Annotated in this window: 18 protein-coding genes; 12 read left to right on the top strand and 6 right to left on the bottom strand. The window is 72.0% G+C overall.

The window, feature by feature from the left end; translation table 11 throughout:
* Positions 1-48 precede the first annotated feature (48 nt).
* Together E3328_RS07635 and E3328_RS21885 are read right to left on the bottom strand one after the other, a co-directional pair.
* Entirely contained in the window at positions 49-831 is a 783-nt protein-coding gene (locus E3328_RS07635; protein WP_135363988.1) for a DUF7001 family protein, read from the bottom strand.
* 64 nt (positions 832-895) lie between these two features.
* Positions 896-1,042, bottom strand: coding sequence for a hypothetical protein (locus tag E3328_RS21885; RefSeq protein WP_167837336.1), 147 nt, complete (start codon positions 1,040-1,042; stop codon positions 896-898).
* 121 nt (positions 1,043-1,163) lie between these two features.
* Here E3328_RS21885 and E3328_RS07630 point away from each other — a divergent pair, with 121 nt between their 5' ends.
* Positions 1,164-1,859 carry a class I SAM-dependent methyltransferase gene (locus E3328_RS07630; protein WP_135363987.1) on the top strand — a complete coding sequence of 232 codons (696 nt, stop codon included), beginning with the start codon at positions 1,164-1,166 and terminating at the stop codon, positions 1,857-1,859.
* A gap of 48 nt (positions 1,860-1,907) precedes the next feature.
* Here the strand turns inward: E3328_RS07630 and E3328_RS07625 are convergent, their stop codons facing one another.
* Entirely contained in the window at positions 1,908-3,524 is a 1,617-nt protein-coding gene (locus tag E3328_RS07625) for a phytoene desaturase family protein (protein ID WP_135363986.1), read from the bottom strand.
* Between the two features lie 102 nt (positions 3,525-3,626).
* On the opposite strand from E3328_RS07625, the gene E3328_RS07620 reads away from it, so the two are divergent.
* The 3 genes from E3328_RS07620 (at position 3,627) to E3328_RS22725 (ending at position 6,673) form a co-directional block, all read left to right on the top strand.
* Complete coding sequence (locus E3328_RS07620) at positions 3,627-4,646, top strand: Brp/Blh family beta-carotene 15,15'-dioxygenase (protein WP_135363985.1); 1,020 nt, start codon at positions 3,627-3,629, stop codon at positions 4,644-4,646.
* Between the two features lie 99 nt (positions 4,647-4,745).
* Positions 4,746-6,284 (top strand): SagB/ThcOx family dehydrogenase, encoded by a 1,539-nt coding sequence (locus E3328_RS07615; RefSeq protein ID WP_135363984.1) that lies wholly within the window; start codon positions 4,746-4,748, stop codon positions 6,282-6,284.
* 266 nt (positions 6,285-6,550) lie between these two features.
* On the top strand, positions 6,551-6,673 hold the full coding sequence (locus E3328_RS22725; RefSeq protein WP_281275768.1) for a hypothetical protein: 123 nt from the start codon (positions 6,551-6,553) through the stop codon (positions 6,671-6,673).
* A 373-nt stretch (positions 6,674-7,046) separates the two neighbouring features.
* Here the strand turns inward: E3328_RS22725 and E3328_RS07605 are convergent, their stop codons facing one another.
* Entirely contained in the window at positions 7,047-7,979 is a 933-nt protein-coding gene (locus tag E3328_RS07605; RefSeq protein WP_135363983.1) for a sulfide-dependent adenosine diphosphate thiazole synthase, read from the bottom strand.
* A gap of 152 nt (positions 7,980-8,131) precedes the next feature.
* Here E3328_RS07605 and E3328_RS07600 point away from each other — a divergent pair, with 152 nt between their 5' ends.
* From E3328_RS07600 to hutH, 8 genes are all read left to right on the top strand, one after another.
* Positions 8,132-9,058: a thiamine-phosphate synthase family protein gene (locus tag E3328_RS07600; RefSeq protein WP_135363982.1), complete on the top strand. Its 927-nt coding sequence runs from the start codon at positions 8,132-8,134 to the stop codon at positions 9,056-9,058.
* Between the two features lie 119 nt (positions 9,059-9,177).
* Positions 9,178-9,543 carry a hypothetical protein gene (locus tag E3328_RS22335; protein ID WP_209452140.1) on the top strand — a complete coding sequence of 122 codons (366 nt, stop codon included), beginning with the start codon at positions 9,178-9,180 and terminating at the stop codon, positions 9,541-9,543.
* Positions 9,544-9,589: 46 nt separating this feature from the next.
* Positions 9,590-10,567: a hypothetical protein gene (locus tag E3328_RS07590; protein WP_135363980.1), complete on the top strand. Its 978-nt coding sequence runs from the start codon at positions 9,590-9,592 to the stop codon at positions 10,565-10,567.
* A 51-nt stretch (positions 10,568-10,618) separates the two neighbouring features.
* Positions 10,619-11,881: a hypothetical protein gene (locus tag E3328_RS07585; RefSeq protein WP_135363979.1), complete on the top strand. Its 1,263-nt coding sequence runs from the start codon at positions 10,619-10,621 to the stop codon at positions 11,879-11,881.
* 75 nt (positions 11,882-11,956) lie between these two features.
* The gene (hutU, locus tag E3328_RS07580) at positions 11,957-13,747 is read left to right on the top strand and encodes a urocanate hydratase (RefSeq protein WP_135363978.1); all 1,791 of its coding nucleotides are present in this window, start codon (positions 11,957-11,959) and stop codon (positions 13,745-13,747) included.
* Entirely contained in the window at positions 13,740-14,834 is a 1,095-nt protein-coding gene (gene hutG / locus E3328_RS07575; protein ID WP_135363977.1) for a formimidoylglutamase, read from the top strand. Before hutU ends, hutG begins: the two co-directional genes overlap by 8 nt.
* A complete protein-coding gene (gene hutI, locus E3328_RS07570) occupies positions 14,827-16,146 on the top strand; it encodes an imidazolonepropionase (protein ID WP_135363976.1) in 1,320 nt (439 codons plus the stop codon). Before hutG ends, hutI begins: the two co-directional genes overlap by 8 nt.
* Positions 16,143-17,747, top strand: a complete 1,605-nt coding sequence (hutH, locus tag E3328_RS07565) for a histidine ammonia-lyase (protein ID WP_135363975.1) — start codon at positions 16,143-16,145, stop codon at positions 17,745-17,747. The genes hutI and hutH overlap by 4 nt, the downstream gene beginning before the upstream one ends.
* Positions 17,748-17,772: 25 nt before the next feature.
* Here hutH and E3328_RS07560 read toward each other — a convergent pair whose 3' ends face one another.
* Together E3328_RS07560 and E3328_RS22330 are read right to left on the bottom strand one after the other, a co-directional pair.
* Positions 17,773-18,582 carry a 4-phosphopantoate--beta-alanine ligase gene (locus E3328_RS07560; RefSeq protein ID WP_135363974.1) on the bottom strand — a complete coding sequence of 270 codons (810 nt, stop codon included), beginning with the start codon at positions 18,580-18,582 and terminating at the stop codon, positions 17,773-17,775.
* Positions 18,583-18,646: 64 nt separating this feature from the next.
* On the bottom strand, positions 18,647-19,363 hold the full coding sequence (locus tag E3328_RS22330; RefSeq protein WP_135363973.1) for a helix-turn-helix domain-containing protein: 717 nt from the start codon (positions 19,361-19,363) through the stop codon (positions 18,647-18,649).
* Between the last annotated feature and the right edge of the window lie 100 nt (positions 19,364-19,463).

The raw sequence follows: 19,463 nt of genomic DNA, 5'->3' as shown, positions 1-19,463 counted from the left end.
GTTGAGACTCTCACGGAGGAAACCGCGCCGTTTACGGCGCGGAGGATGTCATGCCCGGTATCGCTCGGCGTGTTCGGGACAGAACTCGGGATCGCGCAGTTGCGCCCGGACGACGCCGGGCTGGCGGTGGGGATTCGTCAGCCGACAGTCCGCGTCGTCGCAGAAGCCCTCGCCGGTCGCCAGGTAGTGGTAGCACTGGAGGACGTAGCCCCGAACGGCCTCGGTCGTCCGGGGGTCGTCCTCGACGAGGAACTCCCCCTCGACCTCGTTCTCCAGGACCTCCCGCGGGGGCGCGCCGCCCGACAGCAGAGCGTGTTTCTGCTGTTCCTTGTAGTACTGCTCGGGCTTGGCGGGCGCCTCGTACAGCCCCGGCACCGACACGACGCCGGGCTGGCCGAGGACGTTCACGCGCTTGTGCCAGCGGCCGTCGTGGTCGCCCCAGGTCCCCACCACGCGGTCCACCAGCGGGACGTGCAGGTGGTCGAGTCCGCGCTCCTCGTCGGGCAGCAGGCCGTTCAGGATCTCCTGGACCGCCAGGCCGTCGTAGATGACGCCGCCGCCGCGCTCGGGGTCCTCGATCGCCCGCTCCTCGTAGCGGACGATCCCGACCATCGTGTTGCCGGTCTCGCGTTCGTACGGCGAGAGCACCCGCGCCTCGGCGAACGACTCCGCGAGGTCCTGGTCGTCGTTCCCGTTCCCGTCCCCGAAGACGGAGAGGAAGCGGTCGCGCACCCTCACGTCGGCGTCGACGCGCTCGCGGAGCCACTCGGCGACCGCGTCGGCGTCGGCCGCCGTCGTCGGCGCGCGGTAGAGCGTGACCTCGTCGACCATACGAACCGGTGGTACCACCGCGTGAAACGCGTTGCGGCTCGGGACGACCCCGCCGGTCCCGCCGCTATATCTCGCTGCCGTCGAAGCGCTCGTGGCGCTGGTCGTCCAGCTCCGCGAGGTGTTCCCTGATGACGCTGCGCCTGTCCTTCCGGTTGCACGCCGGCGCCGGGCAGCCGACGTACTCCCGCTCTCTGGTCGCCGTCTCGGGCATACGTCGTGCTACGGGCTCCCACACCATATTCGGACCGGTCACTCGGTTGCCGAGTACCTGCGGGTTCCTCACCCGAAAACACTATACACCAATGAACAGATACCGACACTAACATACAACTATGGGCAACGAGAAGTTCGAAGTCGAGGCCGACTTCCTGACGATCGGGCGGACGTTCGCGGAGTACCGGCGGATGTTCGACCTGCGAGCCGGGGACATCGCGGGCCGGGAGCTACTGGACTGCGGCGGGGGCGCGGGGGCGTTCACGGCGACGGCGGCGGAGCTGGCCGAGCGGGCGGTCGCGGTCGACCCCCTGTTCGGCCCGCCGCCCGACGCCCTCGAACCGGAACTCACCGATGCGATCGAGTACAACGTCGCCCAGCTCCGCGAGAAGCGGGAACTGTTCGTCTGGGACTTCTACGGCGACGTGGAGACGCGAGGGCGGTACCTCCGCGCGGCGGCCGAGCGGTTCCTCGCCGACTACGAGACTCACCCAGAGCGCTACGTCGCGGGCGCGCTCCCGGCCCTCCCCGTCGAGGACGACGCGGTCGACCTCGCGCTGGTCTCGAACCTGCTGTTCACCTACGACGACCGGCTGGACCGGGCGTTCCACGAAGCCGCGGTCCGGGACCTCGCTCGCGTCGCCCGCGAGGAAGTCCGCGTCTTCCCGTTGCACTCGCTGGACCGCACGCGCTCGGCGTTCGTCGAGCCCGTCGCCGACGCGCTCCGGGCGGACGGTCACGGCGTCTCCGTCCGCGGGGTCCCCTACGAGTTCCAGCCCGGCGCGACCGAGATGCTGGTCGTCGAGCCGTCGTGAGGCCGCGGGCGGCGGGGTCGACGATCGTCCGAACGGCGGCGTCCGCCGTCACCACAGCGGCGGCATCCGCCTGGTCTCCTCGGCGTCCTCGCGGACGGCCGCGGCCGTGTGCTCGGCGCTGATGAGACACATCGGGACGCCGATGCCGGGCGTCGTGTAGCCGCCGACGTAGTAGAGCCCGTCGGGCTCGCCGCGGTGTGACGGTCGCAGGGGGCCGGTCTGGAAGAGCGTGTGGGCCAGTCCGAGCGCGGTCCCCTCCGGGGCGTTGACCCGCTCGGCGAACTCGGAGACGCAGGCCTCCCGTTCGACAGCGATCCGGTCGCGCAGGTCGACGCCCGCGTGCTCGGCGATGTCGTCGAGCACCTGTCCGCGGAACCGCTCGCGACGGTCGGGCGAGTCGTCCAGTCCGGGCGCGACGGGGACGAGGACGACTACCGTCTCGTGGCCGTCGGGCGCGACCGTGTCGTCGGTCCGCGAGGGGACGTTCACGTAGTAGGCGGGGTCGTCGGGCCAGGCCGGGTCGTCGAAGATCCGCTCGAAGTGGCCGTCCCAGTCGGTCGGCAGGACGAGCGTGTGGTGTTCCAGGCTCTCCAGGTCGCCCTCGACGCCGAGATACAGCATGTACGCCGAGGGGGCGTAGGTCCGGTCGGCCCAGTAGTCGTCGCCGCGGCCGTACTCGGGTCCGAGGAGGGCGCGCTGGACGTGTGCGGGGTTGGCGTTGCAGACCACGCGGTCGGCGCGGTGGCGGTCGGTCCCGCCGGCCCCGTCCGGCCCGTCCCCGTCGCCGCTCGGTCGCGTCTCGACCGCCAGCCCGCGCGGTCGGTCCGCGATTGCGGTCACCGTCGTCCCGGTTCGGTAGTCGACGCCGCGCTCGCGGCCCAGTTCGACCAGCGCCTCGACGACGCTGTAGATCCCGCCCTCGGGGTAGAAGACGCCGAGTTCGAAGTCGACGTGGGCCATGAGGTTGTACAGCGCGGGGGTGTTGTGGGGGGCGCCGCCGAGGAAGACCAGCGTGTACTGGACGAGCTGGCGGAGCTTCGGGTCCTCGAAGTAGCCGGCGGCGTGGTCGGCCATCGACCCCAGCAGGGCGATCCCGCGGGCCGACCGCGCCACGTCGAGGTCCGCGAAGTCCCGGAGCCTGGGACGGTCCTCGTAGACGAACCGGTCCATGCCGACCTCGTAGGTGAACTCCGCCTCGTCGAGATACTCGCGGAAGGCCTCGCCCGCGCCGTCCTCGTAGGACTCGAAGATCTCGGCGACCGCCGCGGGGTCGTCCGGCACGTCGACGCGGTCGCCGTCCTTCCAGACGATCCGGTAGTGCGGATCGAGCCGGTCGAGGTCGTAGTAGTCGGCGGGCTCGCGGTCGAAGAAGTCGAAGTACCGCTCGAAGACGCCGGGCATCAGGTACCACGACGGCCCGGTGTCGAACGTGAAGCCGTCGGCCTCGATGCGGTTGGCGACGCCGCCGACCCGTTCGTTCCTGTCGAGGACGGTCACCTCGGCGCCGAGCTCGGCCAGCATGGGAGCGGTCGCCAGCCCGCCGAACCCGCCGCCGACGACGGTCACCCGCTCGCCCGCCAGCGGGTCGCCCGACAGGTCCGGCCCCTCCGGCGTCGTCTCCCGCGCGGGCGGCGCGGCCGGGTCCCCGGTCGATTCGCGTGTCATACCGGACGTGGAGGACTCCCGGCCTATCACCCACGGGCCGCGTTCCCAGCGGGCTGGAACGCCGCCCGGTTTTTAAGCCGTGTCAGTCCTCCACATCCGCCGATGGCGCACGCCGACCCGGAGTTCTCGCTGCCGGGAGCCGAGCGGGCGGGACCGACCGGGCGCCTCCTGCGGGCGTCGCGAGCCGTCTTTCTGTGGCTGACGGTCGCGTTCGCGGTCGCCACCTACGCCGGCGTGACCCTCCCGCTGGCCGCCCAGGCGGCCGTGTACCTGAGCCTGATGGGGACGGTCAGCCTCTACCACGGCGGGTTCGAGCACGTCGCCAACCTCCGTGGCCGGGTCGAGTCGCTGCAGGCCCGCTACCTCGCGGCCTACGTCGGGCTGCTGGGCGCGGCGCTGGCGCTGTTCGCCGCCGCGCCCGTCGCGGGGCTGGTCGTCGCCGTCGGGATCACCGTCCTCAAGGCGGGTCACGGCGGGATCGCGGTCCGACGACGGGTGCGCTCGGGCGACGGTCTCGGGACCTGGCGGGCGCGGCTCGTCGGCGCCGCGGTGCGGGGCGGCGCGGTGATGGTCGTCCCGTACCTGGCCGCCCCGAGCGTGTTCAGCGCCGTCGCCTACGCGATGGCGGGGCTGTTCGCGAGCGACCCCGCGGTCGGCTGGCTGTTCGACCCCGTCCGCCGGGCGTTCGTCGGCGGCTGCTACGCCGGCCTCCTCCTCGGCTACCTCGCGGCCACGCGGGGGACCGCCGACCCCTCGGCCTGGCGCGCGGAGGCCGCCGAGGTGGGACTGCTGGTCGCCTTCTTCGCCGTCGTCCCGCCCATCGTCGCCGTCGGCGTGTACTTCCCCTGCTGGTACGCGACCCGGCAGGTCGCCCGCATGACCGACGGGTCGCCCGACGCGACGCTGGCCGACGCCCTCCGGCGCGTCCTCCGGGACGGCGCGCTCCCGTGGGTCGGCGCGCTGGCCGTCCTCGCCGGGCTGGTCGTCTGGCTCCCCGAACCGCCGACCAGCGCCGTCGGCTGGGTCGCCGTCTACAGCGTCTTCGTCGCCTGCGTCGCCGTCCCCCACGTCGTCGTCGGCAGCTGGCTCGACCGCACCCGCGGGATCTGGTCGGTCCACTGAGCGGTCCGCTCGTCGGACCGCCGGTTCGCGGTGGGGGTGGTCTGCCGGCCAGTCGCACGCCACCCCAAGCGGTTAGGTCCGGCCGGTCGAACCGCCGGCATGGTCGACGCCCGCGAGTATCACGAGCGGACGAACCACTCGCCGGAGCGGCTCCGGGAGATGTCCTTCGAACTCGACGAGTCCAACCGCCCCCGCCCGTACAAGGTCTACGAGGTCCTGCCGCGATTCGCGCCCGAGAGTGAGCCGGACCCGCCGGAGACGCCCGCGCTGGCCGCCGTCGCGACCGACGGCGCGGACCCGCCGGCCGCCGCGCCCGACCCCGCCGGCGACCCCGACATCGCGACGCTCTGCCACTACGCCGCCGGGGTCACGAAGGAACTGGAGATCGGCGGCCGGGAGATGCGGTTCCGCGCCGCGGCCTGCACGGGGAAGCTCTACCACGTCGACCTGTACGTCGTGACCGGCGACTGCGGAGAGTTCTCCCCCGGTGTCTACCACTTCGACCCCGAGGGCGGCGAGTTCGACGTGCTCCGGGAGGGCGACTACCGGGGCGTCCTGGCGGCGGCCAGCGGCGACCACGCCGGGGTCGCCGACGCGCCCGTGACCGTCGTCGCCGCGTCGGAGTGGTGGCGCAACGCCTGGAAGTATCGGGAGCGCACCTACCGCCACGCCTTCTGGGACTCGGGGACGATCCTCGCGAACCTGCTTGCCGTCGCCCACGGCGGCGGTCACCGCGCGGAAGTGGTGGCGGGCTTCGCCGACGACCCCGTGGCGGAGTTGCTCGGCCTCGACCCCGACGACGAGGCGCCGCTGGCGCTCGTCCCCGTCGGCTCGGGGTCGGCGGTGTCCGACGGTGCAGAGACACCCGAGGTGGACCCCATCGATCCTGCGGAACGGCCGCTCTCCGAGGACCCGGTGGACTACCCGCTGGTCGCGGACGCCTGGCGCCAGAGCCGGCTGGAGGACGGCGACGCCGCCGAAGCCTGGCGCGAGACGTTCGCCCACGAGGTCGCGGACACCTCGCTGGGCGAGCGCGCGGACGACGCGGAGTGGGTCGACCTCGACCCGGTCGACGCGGAGACCGCCTCGGCGCGACCGGTCGGGGCGACCATCGAGCGCCGCGGGTCCTGCCGCGAATACAGTCACGAGCCGATCAGCGCCCGGAAGTTCGCGACGGTGATGGACCGTGCCATGCGCGGCGTCCCCGCCGACGCCTTCGCCGGCGACCTCCGCGGGCTCGTGGACTGCTACTGTCTCGTCCACGCGGTCGAGGGGGTCGACCCCGGCGTCTACGAGTACCACCCCGGCGCCGACGAACTGGAGTGGGTCCGGGAGGCGGACCGGGAGAAAGCGGGGCACCTCGCACTCGGGCAGTCGGTCGTGGGCGACGCCGCGGTGAACGTCTACCTGATGGCGGACGTGGACGCTGTGGTCTCGGAGTTCGGCAACCGCGGCTATCGGCTCGCGCAACTGGAGGCCGGGATCGCGCTCGGTCGGCTCTACCTGGCGACCTACGCCCACCGGACGCTGGGTGGCCGCGGGTTCACCTTCTTCGACACCGAGGTCGCGGAGTACCTCTCGCCTCACTCGGATGGACAGACCCCGATGACGCTGTTCGCGTTCGGCAAGCCCGCGTGAGAGTCAGGACTGCGGTTCTGGCGGTTCGCCGGTCGCGTGGTGCGGCCCGACTGGCCCGTGCTCGGGACAGGTGCCCGCTATTGGGGTGGCGTTGAGACAGCACTGCCGACTGTCCGTGGCTGCGAGGTCTTTCTGGAGTTGTCGGCCGCAGAGTCGGCAGTACTCGCGCTCGTCTGTCACTATTCGTGTCTTGAGGGTTCGTCAGTGAAGGTCTGTCGGTGGCGGCCGGCGAAAGGCCTACAACCGCGCTGGGGGTCGATGACGGCATGAGTGATTTCGCTGTCACGGCTCCGGGACCGCCCCAGAGCGTCGTAGCCGTCCTCGTCCTGCTGTTCGCGCTCTACTTCGCGAAGCGACTCTACGAGTGGGCGGAAACCGAGTTTCTCTGAATCTGTTCGTGACGAATTCGAATGGCTGCGAGCGACAGCAAGCGTTGAAAGCCCTCGGCGTGCTCGCTAGCAGCCATTGCGACCGCAGGAGACAGCAGGCGTTGAAAGCCCTCGGCGCGCTCGCGGTCGCTGAGCGACATATCCGCGCTCTCCGCAACGCCCGCGCGGATAGGGGTCGCTCAGACGACTGGACGAGCGCGAGCGCGCCTCGCCCTTTCAGTCCGCCAGGAATAGCACAGCACCGCAGACGGCCACGAACCTCCCCAACCGATTACGATGCTCGCAGGCTGCGCTTCTCATCCCTCGCGCGGCTCCGTCGCGCGCATGAAAGCGCGCGACAGCACGCGCCAAAACGAGTGTTCAGTTGGCTACGCTAATCGTCGGCCGGGGCCGCGGCGTCGCGGCTCGTCAGGTCGACGGGGTCGGCGTCGACTTCGAGTTCGTCGAGCGCGACCTGGGCGGCGCGCTTGCCGGAGACGAGCATGGCGCCGAACGTCGGGCCCATGCGCGGGAGGCCGTACGTGGTGGCGGTGGCCATGCCGGTGACGACGAGGCCGTCGTGGGCGAGGCCGGTGTGCTCGACGACGGCGTCCTCGCTCTCGCCGACCCACATCGAGTCGTGGCCCGGCGAGTCGTGGCCGGGGGCGCCGTACGTGTCATCGTCGGTCTGGTCCATGCCGCTGGCTTCCTCTTCGAGACCCGGAGCGTTCAGCACGCCGCGCTCGTCGAGCTTCTTGACGGCCATCGCGTCGTGGCCGGTCGCGTCGATGACCAGATCGGCCTCGACGGCGATGGGGTCGACGCAGGTAATCTCGCGCGGGAGGGCGTGGACCGGCGTCCAGTTCATCACGATGCCGCCGACGCGGTGGTCCTCGCGGATGACGATGTCGGTGAACTCCGTCATGTTCTGCATCTTCGCGCCCGCGTCGCAGGCGGCCTTGATGAGGCCGGAACAGGCCTCGGGCCCGTTGGCGACGTAGAGCCCCTCGCTGTCCTTGGACTGCTTGTGGTCCACGTCGAGTTCGTCGAGGACCTGCTGGGCCGGGTCGCGGACGGTGACCTTGTTCATCAGGAACCCGCCCAGCCAGAAGCCGCCGCCGAGGTAGTTGTTCTTCTCGACGACCATGGTCTGGACGCCCCGCTCGGAGAGCTCCTTCGCCGCCATCAGCCCCGAGGGACCGCCGCCGACGATGATCACGTCGCTGTCCGAGAAGTCCATGAACTCCTCGGTCCACTCCTGACCGATCGCTCGGGTGACTTCCGCCTCGCCCACGTCGCTGAACTTGTCGAAGCCTTCCTGGCTCATATCACTCTGTGTTACCAGCCAGTGGTAAAACCCCTTTCGTTATAACCCGCTTGTACAATCGACTGAACGCGAGCGCGATGCGAGAGTCGAGCCGCGGCGGCAGCGGGGTCGTTGTACAACGCGCTTATACGGCGGCCGGGGCAAGCGTGGGTATGGCACTGCGGCTGCCCAGCGAGATCGTGGTCGAGCGGTTCCTCCCGACCGCGCGGGCGATGCTGGCGACGGAGCTACACGACCGGGGATTCACCCAGAAGGAGGTCGCCGAGCGACTCGGGCTCACGCAGGCGGCGGTGAGCAAGTACCTCCGGGGCGACGTGACTGTCGAGGAGCGGTTCGCCGAGGACGAGCGGATGGTCGCAACGGTCGAGACCATCGCCGAGGGGTTCGCCGACGGCTCGATGGACGGCTACGAGGCGCTCGCGGAGCTGCTCGACCTCGTCCGCGCCTTCGAGGACCGCGGCCCCATCTGCGCCGTCCACGAGGAGGAGATGCCCGCGCTGGAGGGGCTGGGCTGTGACCTGTGCGTCCGCGGGACGGACGACGCGGTCCTCGCCGAGCGGGAGGCGCTGGCGGCCGTCCGCCGCGGAGCCCGCCGGGTCGCCAGCGAGCCGGCGATGGCCGAGCACGTCCCGAACGTGGGCACGAACGTCGGCACCGCGGTCCCCGACGCCGCCGACGCGACCGACGTGGCCGCCGTCCCCGGGCGCCTCCAGGCGGTCAACGGCCGGATCATGGTCCCCGCGGACCCCGAGTTCGGCGCCTCCCAGCGCGTCGCCGAGACGATCCGGGCGGCGATGGCCGTCGACCCCGACGTGCGGGGGGCCCTGAACCTCGCCACCTCCGAGGCGCTGCTCGACGCCGCCCGCGAGCGCGGGATCGACCCCTTCGAGTTCGACGCCGACTACGACGACCGCGGCGAGCGCCTGCGCGCGGGCTTCCGCGAGCGCGGCGGCGTCCCCCGGGTCGCCTACCACGGGGGCGCGTTCGGCATCGAGCCGGTCGCCTACGTCTTCGGCGCGACGGCGACCGAGGCGGCGGCCCTCGCCGTCGACCTCGCCGAGTCGGCCCGGACCGAGTGACTACAGGGACTGTCTCACTGACCGATGGTATTTACTGGTTGACACACGCAGGTTCGGACGATGGGTCCCCGCCGCTCGACAGCGACCGTCCTCCTCGTTGCACTGCTCGTCCTCGCCGGGTGCTCGACGCTCCTCGACGGCGGATCGACACCCGTGGCGACGGACGATGGATCGATGCCCGCGTCGACGACCGCCGACGGGTCGACCGGACCGACCGGGACTCCCTCGGCCGCGCCGACTCCCACGGCGACGCCGAGCCCGGTAGCGACGGCGACGCCATCGCCGACTCCGACTCCGACTCCGACTCCGACGGCGACGCCATCGCCGACGCCTACCCCGACCCCGACGCCTACCCCGACCGCGACCCCGACCCCGACCCCGACTCCGTCACCCACGCCGACGGCGGCACCGACGCCCGTTCCGCCGGCCGGGAAGACCTCCGAGGGTGTCGGCGAGAGCGACCCCGTCGTCGTCCGCGGCGGTGACCTCCCGGTCAACGCGACCGCCGTGTACCAGCGGGTCGAGCGAGTGATGGACGCCGACGCGCCCGCACCGACGGTGCGGGTGAACGACGACGGCCCGATCAACTTCTCGACAGCGGAACTCACCCCGGTATACGAGGCGCTGGGCTACCGGAGCGGCGCCGGGTCGGTCGCGAGGTGCGGACGGTTCTATCCCGCGTTCGCGACCGACGACACCGTCACGGTCGCGCCGGGGAATCTCTCGGCCGACGCCGTCGAACTGATCCTCGCCCACGAGTACGTCCACATCCTCCAGGACGGCGTCGAGGGGTACGACCGGGTCGGCGATGTCGAGAGCTTCGCGGTCAGGCGTTCGCTCTCGGAGGGAAGCGCTGTCTACGTCGCCGACCGGTACGCCGACCGCTACGACAGGCGCTGGAACGGCACGACGCCGCTGGGCATCCGTGAGTGTATCTACGACCGCATCGGCGACGCCAACCGGGAACTCGCCGGCCGCTACTACTTCGGCGCGCGCCACTTCGCACAGCGGGTCGACTCGCCGGCGGATCTCTCGGCGGTGTACCGCTCGCCGCCCCGGACGACCGAACAGGTGATCCACGGCCACGAACCGTACGAGGAGCGGGTCGCGAACCTCTCGGTGTCGGTCCGCCAGCGCGGCCGCTGGGTCGGCGACACCCGCGAGCGGGCGGGCGAACTGCGACTCCGGTCGTGGCTCCGGACCGGTCTCGACGCCGACCGCGCCGCCACCGCCGCGACCGGGTGGGGCGCCGACGAGCGGCTCACGTTCGAACGCGACGAGCGGACCGCCGTCGCCTGGGTCCTCCGGATGGACTCGGCCGGCGACGCCGAGGAACTCGCCGCGGCCTTCGACGACCTCGAAGCGACGCTGGAGTCGCGTGACGCGACGAGCGTCGAAACGGCGCGCGTCGGGGAGGAGACGGTCGTCGCCTTCGCCGGCCCCGACTCGTTCGTGGCGGACGCGGAGGCCACCGGCTCCGCGGACGACGTCACCGTGACCGTTCCGTAGCCGTAACTGTCGGACCGAACGTATTTTCAGGTTATACTTCTATGGGGCGGTATGGCGAACCGTCGAGTCCTCCCGACGCTGTCGCTCGCCGCGTTGCTCGTCCTCGCGGGGTGCGGAGCGCCGTTCGGCGCGAGCACCACACAGGGTCCGACGCCAGACGCCGCCGGCACCGAGTCGCCGGCGACGTCGACCGCGCCGCCCGGCGGACAGGCCCCGTCGCCGACCGAGAGCGGCGACGAGTCGGCCGGATCGGGTATCGGCGAGAGCGACCGCGTCGCAGTCAGGAATGGGACGCTCCCGTTCAACGCGACGACGGTGTACCGACGGGTCGAGCGGCTGACGAACGAGAACAGACCGGCGTTCGAGGTGGTGCTCGAAGACCGGGACCCGGTCGACCTCGGGAGGCTCGAACCGAGTCCGACGCAGACGGCGCTCGGCCTCCATGCAGACGAGGGATCGATGGCCGAGTGCGGACCGATCTATCCGGGGAGGGGCACGGGCGATAGTACGGTGGCCATCACGAAAGGGAACGTCTCGGCCGGGAGCACAGAACTGTTGCTCGTCCACGAGTTCGCCCACTCGTTCCGGACGGGACCGTCGGAGTTCGTCGAGGCGGTCAGGGACGGCGAGGTGGCCGACAGCCTCACAGAGGCGAAGGTGGTGTACATCACCGACCGGTACGCAGACCGCTACGACAGGCGCTGGAACGGAAAGCGACCCGTCGAGATGCGCGAGTGCATCTACGACAACGCGCCCGGCACCTACCGGACGGTGGCCGGACAGGTGTACTTCGGTGCCCAGTACGTCGAGGCGCGGGTCGACTCGCCGGCGAACTTCTCGGTCATCCACCAGTCGCCGCCCCGGACCGAAGAACAGGTGGTCCACCGCCTCGCTCCCGGCGAGGAACCGGTCCGCGAACTCACTGTGACCGCCGAAGCCGGCGACCGCTGGACGGTCGGGGAACGCCGGGACGGCGGCGAGATCGAACTCCGGGCGTGGCTCCACGCCGGCCTCTCCGACGAGCGCGTCGACACCGCCGCGACCGGGTGGGGCGCCGGCCGGATCGTCCGGTTCGACGGCGACGACGCCGCCGGCGTCGCCTGGACCCTCCGGATGGACTCGCCCGACGACGCTGACGAACTCGCCGCGGCCGTCTCGGACCTCGAAACCGACCTGGAGGGACGCAACGCGACGAGCGTCGAAACGGCGCGCGTCGGGGAGGAGACGGTGGTCGCCTTCGCCGGTCCGGAGCCGTTCGTCGCGAACGCCACCGCCAGCGGGACCGCCGGCAACGTCACCGTCGCCGCGCCGTAGCCGAGTCGTCCCCTACCGGACCGCCCCGACGCCCGCCGGCATCGCGCTTTTGTCCGTCTCGCTCCAAGCTACCGTATGCCACAGCAGGAGCCCGACGACGCCGCGGTCGGCGAACCGAGCGACCGGTGGCGGGCCGACCCGGGGGCGTCGACGGGGACCGACATCGAGTGCGAGGGCTGGCGTCAGGAGGCCGCCCTCCGGATGCTCGACAACAACCTCGACCCCGAGGTCGCCGAGCGACCCGAGGACCTGGTCGTCTACGGCGGGACCGGCCGCGCCGCCCGCTCGTGGGACGCCTACGACGCCATCGTCGGGGAACTGCACGACCTCGGCGAGACCGAGACGCTGCTCGTCCAGTCGGGCAAGCCCGTGGGACGGTTCGAGACGCACGAACGAGCGCCGCGCGTCCTCATCGCCAACTCGAACCTCGTCGGCCGCTGGGACACCTGGGAGCACTTCCACGAACTCGAAGCGAAGGGCCTGATCATGTACGGGCAGATGACCGCCGGGTCGTGGGCCTACATCGGGACCCAGGGCATCGTCCAGGGCACCTACGAGACGCTGGCCGAAGCGGGCCGCCAGCACTTCGGCGGGTCGCTGGAGGGTCGGATCGTCGTCACGGGCGGGCTCGGCGGGATGGGCGGCGCACAGCCGCTCGCGGTGACGATGAACGAGGGGGTCTGCGTCGCCGCGGAGGTCGACGAGGACCGTATCGACCGCCGCATCGGGACGGGCTACTGCGAGGAGAAGACCGACGACCTCGACGAGGCCATCGAGCGCGCCGAGGCGGCCGCGGCGGCCGGCGAGCGCTACTCCGTGGGGGTGCACACGAACGCCGCCGACATGCTCGAAGCGATGCTCGAACGGGGGTTCGTCCCCGACGTCGTCACCGACCAGACGGCCGCCCACGACGCCCTGGAGGGGTACTACCCGTCGGGCTACACTGTGGCGAAGGCCGACGAGTTGCGCGAGCGCGACCCCGAGCGCTACGAGCGCGAGAGCCTGGCGACGATGGAACGCCACGTCGACGCCATCCTGGAGATGCAGGAGCGCGGCGCCGTCGCCGTCGAGTACGGCAACAACATCCGCGGCCAGGTCGCGGACTTCCGGGCCGAGCGGGGGGAGGAGAGCGACGATCAGTCCTGGCCGCTGTCGGGCGCGGCCGACGAAGACCGCGACGCCTTCGATTTCCCGGGCTTCGTCCCTGCCTACGTCCGCCCGCTGTTCTGCGGGGGCAAGGGTCCGTTCCGCTGGGTGGCGCTGTCGGGCGACCCCGCCGACATCCACCGGACCGACGAGGCCGTCAAGGAACTGTTCCCGGAGAAGGACGCCCTGCATCGCTGGATCGACCTCGCCCGGGAGCAGGTGTCGTTCCAGGGGCTCCCCGCGCGGGTCTGCTGGCTGGGCGCGGACACGGATTCGGGGGGACTGACCGAACGGGCCCGCTTCGCCCTGCGGATCAACGACCTCGTCGCGGACGGGGAGATCCGGGCGCCCGTGGTCGTCACGCGCGACCACCTCGACGCCGGCAGCGTCGCCTCGCCGAACCGGGAGACGGAGGACATGAAAGACGGCTCGGACGCCGTCGCCGACTGGCCGATCCTCAACGCCCTGCTCAACTGCGCGGCGGGCGCCGACATCGTCTCCGTCCACGACGGGGGCGGCGTCGGCATCGGCAACGCCCTCCACACCAACAACCACGTCGTCCTCGACGGCACCGACCTGGCCGCCGAGACGGCCAGGCGCGTGTTCACGACCGACCCCGGCACGGGCGTCGTCCGCCACGCCGACGCGGGCTACGAGTCGGCGCTGGAGCAGGCCCGCGAATCGGATATCGCGGTCCCGATGGAGGACCGGGATGAGTGACGACGCTCGCGAGACCGCCGCGGACCCGCTGACCTCACCGCCCGAGTGGGTCGGCCCCTCCGCGGACCCCAACGACGAGCAGTTCGGCGACGTGGTGAAGCCGACCACGCTCGACGACCTCGACGAGTACGGCGCGGTGTTCGTCGGCGAACCGTACGACGGCGCGGTCATCGGCCGGCGCGGCGCGGTCGAGGGTCCGGCGGCGATCCGCGAGTCGCTCGCGGCGGCGAAGACCCACCACGTCGACCAGGGACCGATCTCCGTCGCGGGCGACCCCGCCGACGAGGACGGCGAGAACGTCCCGAACGAGCGGATCCACGGGCCGACCGGCCCGGGCGTCGGCCTCGGTGACCTGGGGGACGTGGCAGCGCTTCGTACCGACGACGGCACCGACTCCGACGAGCCGTCGGTCGCGACCGTCCAGGAGCGCGTCCGGGCGGCGACCGAGCACCTCTACGGCCGGGGCGTCGTCCCCGTCTTCCTCGGGGGCGACAACTCGCTGACCTACCCGAACGCCGCGCCGCTGCTGGAACGGGGGTCGCTGGGCGCCATCAGCTTCGACGCCCACCTCGACTGCCGACAGATCCGCGACGGGACCGGCCCGACGAGCGGCACGCCCTACCGGCAGCTGTTCGCCGACGGGCTCGACGAACTCGCCGTCGTCGGTGCCCGGAACTTCGAGACCTCGACGGCCTACCACGACTACCTCCACGAACAGGGAGGGCGCGTCTTCACGCCGGCCGACGTGGCCTCCGATCCCATCGACGCGATGGACGACGCCATCGCCTCGCTCGGCGACGTGGACGCCATCTACGTCAGCGTCGACGTGGACGTGCTCGACGCGGCGGCCGCGCCGGGCGTCAGCGCGCCGACGCCGGGCGGCCTGACGACCCGGGAACTGTATCGGCTGCTCGAACACGTCGCGACCCACGGCCGCGTGGCGGGCTTCGAGGTCGTCGAGTGCGCGCCGCCGCTCGATCGGGGGCGGCGGACCGTCGACGCCGCTGCCCGCGCGGTCGCGCACTTCCTCGCCAGCCTCGCCGCGCCGAAGGGTCGCCACTCCCGCAGGGGGGCGCTCGATGGCTGAGCTCACTGCCGTCGTCCACGGCGCCATCGAACTCGCCACCGCGACGGGGGACCTCCAGAGCGACGACCCCGCGGGGCTCCGTTCCGACGCAGCGGTCGCGGTCGTCGACGGCGAGATCGCGGCGGTCGGCCCGACCGACGAGGTGACCCGCGAGTATCCGCCCGAAAACGCCGTACACGACGTGGACGCCACCGGTCGCGCGGTGATCCCCGGCTACGTCGACTCCCACACCCACGCCTGTTTCGCCGGCGACCGATCCGACGAGTTCGAGGCGAAACTCCGCGGGACGACCTACGGCGAACTGCTCGCGAGCGGCGGCGGCATCCACCGCACCGTCCGTGCGACCCGGGCGGCGAGCGGCGAGGAACTGCTGGACAACCTGCTCGAGCACCTCGACGTGATGGTCGCCCACGGCACCACCACCGTCGAGGTGAAGTCGGGCTACGGCCTCGACACCGAGACGGAGCTGCGGATGCTCGACGCCGTCGACCGCGCCGACGACCGCCACCCGGTCGACGTGGTCCCGACGTTCATGGGCGCCCACGCCGTCCCCAGGCCGGCGGACCGTCCGGACGACGAGTACGGCGAGGGCGACCCCGTCGACGCCGACGACTACGTCGACCGCGTGGTCTCCGAACAGCTGCCCGCGGTCGAGAAACAGGGGATCGCGGAGTTCTGCGACGTGTTCTGCGACGAGGGGGCGTTCACCGTCGACCAGTCGCGGCGGGTACTGGAAGCCGGCGCCGAGCGCGGCCTGACGCCGAAGGTCCACGCCGAGGAACTCGCCCACCGCGGCGGGGCGAAACTCGCCGCCGAGGTCGGCGCCGCCAGCGCAGACCACCTCCTGCACGCCACCGACGAGGACGTGGCGGCGCTCGTGGAGGCGGACGTGACGCCCGCGCTCCTGCCGGGCACCGCCTTCGGTCTCGGCGCCGACTACGCCGACGGACGGGCGATGGTCGATTCGGGTGCGCCCGTCGCCGTCGCCACCGATTTCAACCCGAACTGCCACTCCCAGAGCATGGCCTTCGCGAGCGCGCTGGCCTGCGTCGAGATGGGGCTCACGCCGGCCGAGGCGCTGGTCGCCGGCACCCGCAACGGCGCCCGCGCGCTCGACCGCCCCGACCTGGGCGTCGTCCGCGAGGGCGCGCCCGCCGATCTGGTCGTCCTCGACGCGCCCTCGCACGTCCACGTCCCCTACAGCTACGGGATCAACCGCGTCGCCACCGTCCTCAAGGACGGACGCCCAGTCGTCGGTCCCGAGTGGACCGGCGAGCGCGACCGAGATGCCGACTCGGGGGGCGAGCGATGACCGAAGTCGTCCTCGACGGCGAGTCGCTGACGCCCGCGGAGGTCGCGGCGGTCGCCCGCGACGGCGTCCCGGTGTCGGTCACCGACGACGCGCGGGAGGCGGTCCGAACCGCCCGCGAGCGCGTCGACGATGTCGTCGAGAGCGACGAGGCCGTCTACGGCGTCAACACGGGCTTCGGCGAACTCGTCGACGAACGGATCCCCCGCGAGGAGGTCGCGCAGCTACAGACCAACCTTCTGCGGAGCCACAGCGCCGGCAGCGGCGAGGAACTGCCCACCGAGGCGGTCCGCGCGATGCTGGTCGCCCGGGTCAACGCGCTCGTCAAGGGGTACTCCGGCGTCCGCGAGGTCGTCGTCGACCACCTCGCGGCGCTGCTGAACGAGGGCGTCCACCCCGTCGTCCCGCGGACGGGGAGCCTCGGCGCGAGCGGCGACCTCGCGCCGCTGGCCCACGCGACCGTCGTCCTCCTCGGCGAGGGCGAAGCCGAGATCGAGGGCGAACGCCTCGACGGCGAGGCGGCGCTCGCCCGCGCGGGGCTGGAGCCGCTGACGCTCCGCGCGAAGGAGGGGCTGGCGCTCATCAACGGCACGCAGTTGACGGTCGGGATCGGCGCGCTGCTCGTGGTCGACACGGAGCGACTGGTCCGGGCGGCCGACACCGCCGGCGCGCTCACGACCGAGGTCACGATGAGTTCGCCGGTGCCGAGCCACCCGGCGATCCAGGCGGTTCGCCCCCACGACGGCCAGGCCGCGAGCGCGGCGAACCTCCGGCGGCTGACCGCCGACTCGGGGATCGTCGACTCCCACCGCAACTGCGACCGCGTCCAGGACGCCTACTCGACGCGCTGTCTCCCGCAGGTCCACGGCGCCGTGCGCGACGCCGTCGCCCACCTCCGGGAGGCGGTCGAGACGGAACTCAACAGCGCCACCGACAACCCGCTCGTCTTCCGCCGGGACTCGATCGCCGACCGGACCGACGACGGGGCCACGGCGGCGACCGACCGCGCCAGCGGTACCGACCGCGCCGCGGTCCTCTCCGGCGGCAACTTCCACGGCGCGCCGCTCGCCCACCGCCTGGACTACCTCGCCGCCGCCCTGACGGACCTGGCCGCCATCAGCGAGCGCCGCGTCGACCGGATGCTCAACCCCAACACCCAGGAACCGCACCTCCCGCCGTTCCTGACCACGGATCCGGGCCTGCGCTCGGGCTACATGATCGCCCAGTACACCGCCGCCGCGCTCGTCAACGAGTGCCGGAGTACGGGTCGGCCGTCGACGGACAACACCCCCGTCAGCGGCAACCAGGAGGACCACGTCAGCATGAGCGCGGCCGCCGCGTGGGGCGCCCGCGAGACGGCCGACCGCGTCGCCCGCGTCCTCGGGGTCGAACTCCTGTGCGGTGCTCAGGCCGCCGAGTTCGTCGACGACGACCTCGCCCCCGGTCGCGGTAGCGGCGCGGCCTACGAGGCCGTCCGGGAGCGCGTCCCGCCGCTGGAGGGCGACCGCCCGCTCGCCGACGAGATGGCCGCCGTCGCCGACCTCGTGACCTCGGGCGCCCTCGAAGAACGGGTGAACGCGGCGCTGGACGAGCCGCTGGACTGACTAATCGGCTCGGGGTTCGCGCCGCTCAGGCCTCGCCGTCCACGTCTCCGTCGCACTCCCCTTCGCCGTTACCCTGGCCGTCCCCGTCGCCGCCCTCTCTGATCGCCCGCTCGGCGGCCGCCAGCGCCTCGGTTGCGTCGAACTCGGCGACGATAGATTCGAGGGTCTCGCGGTCGGCGTCGGACAGATCGCGGGCGTGGTCGGTGATCCCCGGGACCGCGCGGATCACGTTGTCGACGATCGGCACGTCGGCGGCCCGAGCCGAGCGCGACATCGGGTTGAGGTCGATCACGACCTCGACCTTGCCGAGTTCGCCCAGCGCCTCGGCGCGGTCGCCGTCCTCCAGCGGGACCAGCACCACGTCGGCGTCGCCGATGCCGTCGGCGTCGACCTTCGCCCGCTCGTGGTCCAGGCCCGGGATCGTCCCGTCGGCGGCCAGCCCCTTCACCTCGCTCGCGCCGTGCTCGCGGAGGTGGTCGGCGATCCGCTCCATGCGCTCGTCGGTCCGGTTGAACAGGTTCACCTCGATGTCGGCGCCCGTCGCCTCGGCGAGGTCGACGATCTCGCCCGGGACCAGCGCGGCGACGTTGCCGTTGACCGAGAGGACGGGGTGGTCGGCCAGCAGGAGGTGGGCGGCCGCCGCCCGCTCGGCGGCGTCGGCAGAAGGGAGCGTCCGTTCGCCGAGCAGGTAGTCGAACGCCTCGCCGCGGCCCTGCGCGATGAGTCCCTGGCGGGAGGTGATCCCGGCGTCGACGCCCGCCTCGATGCGGTGGCGGGTGAGCAGCGACTCGTAGCGGGGGTGGCTCTCGGGGATCTCGATGTCGGCGTCGGTCATGCCCGGACGCTCGCGGGCGAGCGCCGAAAAGCCGACGTTTTCGGTCGTATCGACGCGGGACCGGCTACTCCACGTCGATCCGGTGGCCGGTGGCCGGACCGCACTCCTCGAAGAGGGCGCCGAGGAGCTTGCGCTGGGCGGCCCGGAGGTGCTGGGAGAACGTCGACGGCGAGATGTCCAGCTCCGCGGCGACCTCGGCGCCGGTCGTCTCGCGGGGCCGCTCGAAGTAGCCGACCCGGTAGGCGGTCACCAGCACCTCCAGCTGGCGGTCGGTGAGCTCTCTGGCGAGCACGTCCTGGACCTTGTGCCGGAGAAAGAGCGGTCCGTCCTGTGGACGGTCGCGCTTGGCGACCAGTTCGACCGCCGGGTGTTGCTCCAGCAGGGCGTCGACGACGGTTCCGGCGTCGCGCGAAGGGAGGACCTCGGCGACGACGCGGCCGTCCCCGTCCTCGGCCCAGAGGTCGCGGAGGAACGCCGCCTCGTCGGCCAGCGTCGTCGCGACGCACTCGCGGGGTTCCTCGACGTGACAGACCACGACCCCGTTGTCGGTGTAGCGGTCGACCAGCCGCTCCTCGACGGGCTCGGTCTCGGCGATCCGCTCGACGGTCGCGGGCGAGGCGTCGCGCACCTCGAAAAACTCCAGGTACTCGCCGTCCGAGCGGGGCAACAGCTCCCGGAGGACCCACCGACAGGAACCGCGCTCCGACCCGCTGACGAACGGGTACTCGGCGCTGGTCACCCGGAACTCGAGCTCGGTCGGCTGGTCGGCTGTCGGCGCCATCCTACCAACCACTCCACAGGTGCGGCGGAAAGTACCTTGTGTCGTTCGGGGTGACCGGGGACCCCGGGGGTGCCGGGGCCGCCGGGGTCGAAGCCCGGCG

Origin of the sequence: Halosimplex halophilum, assembly GCF_004698125.1 — an archaeon.
GTDB classification, from domain to species: domain Archaea; phylum Halobacteriota; class Halobacteria; order Halobacteriales; family Haloarculaceae; genus Halosimplex; species Halosimplex halophilum.
Note: the sequence above shows the minus strand (reverse complement) of the source record. Positions and strands in the feature narration are given on the sequence as shown.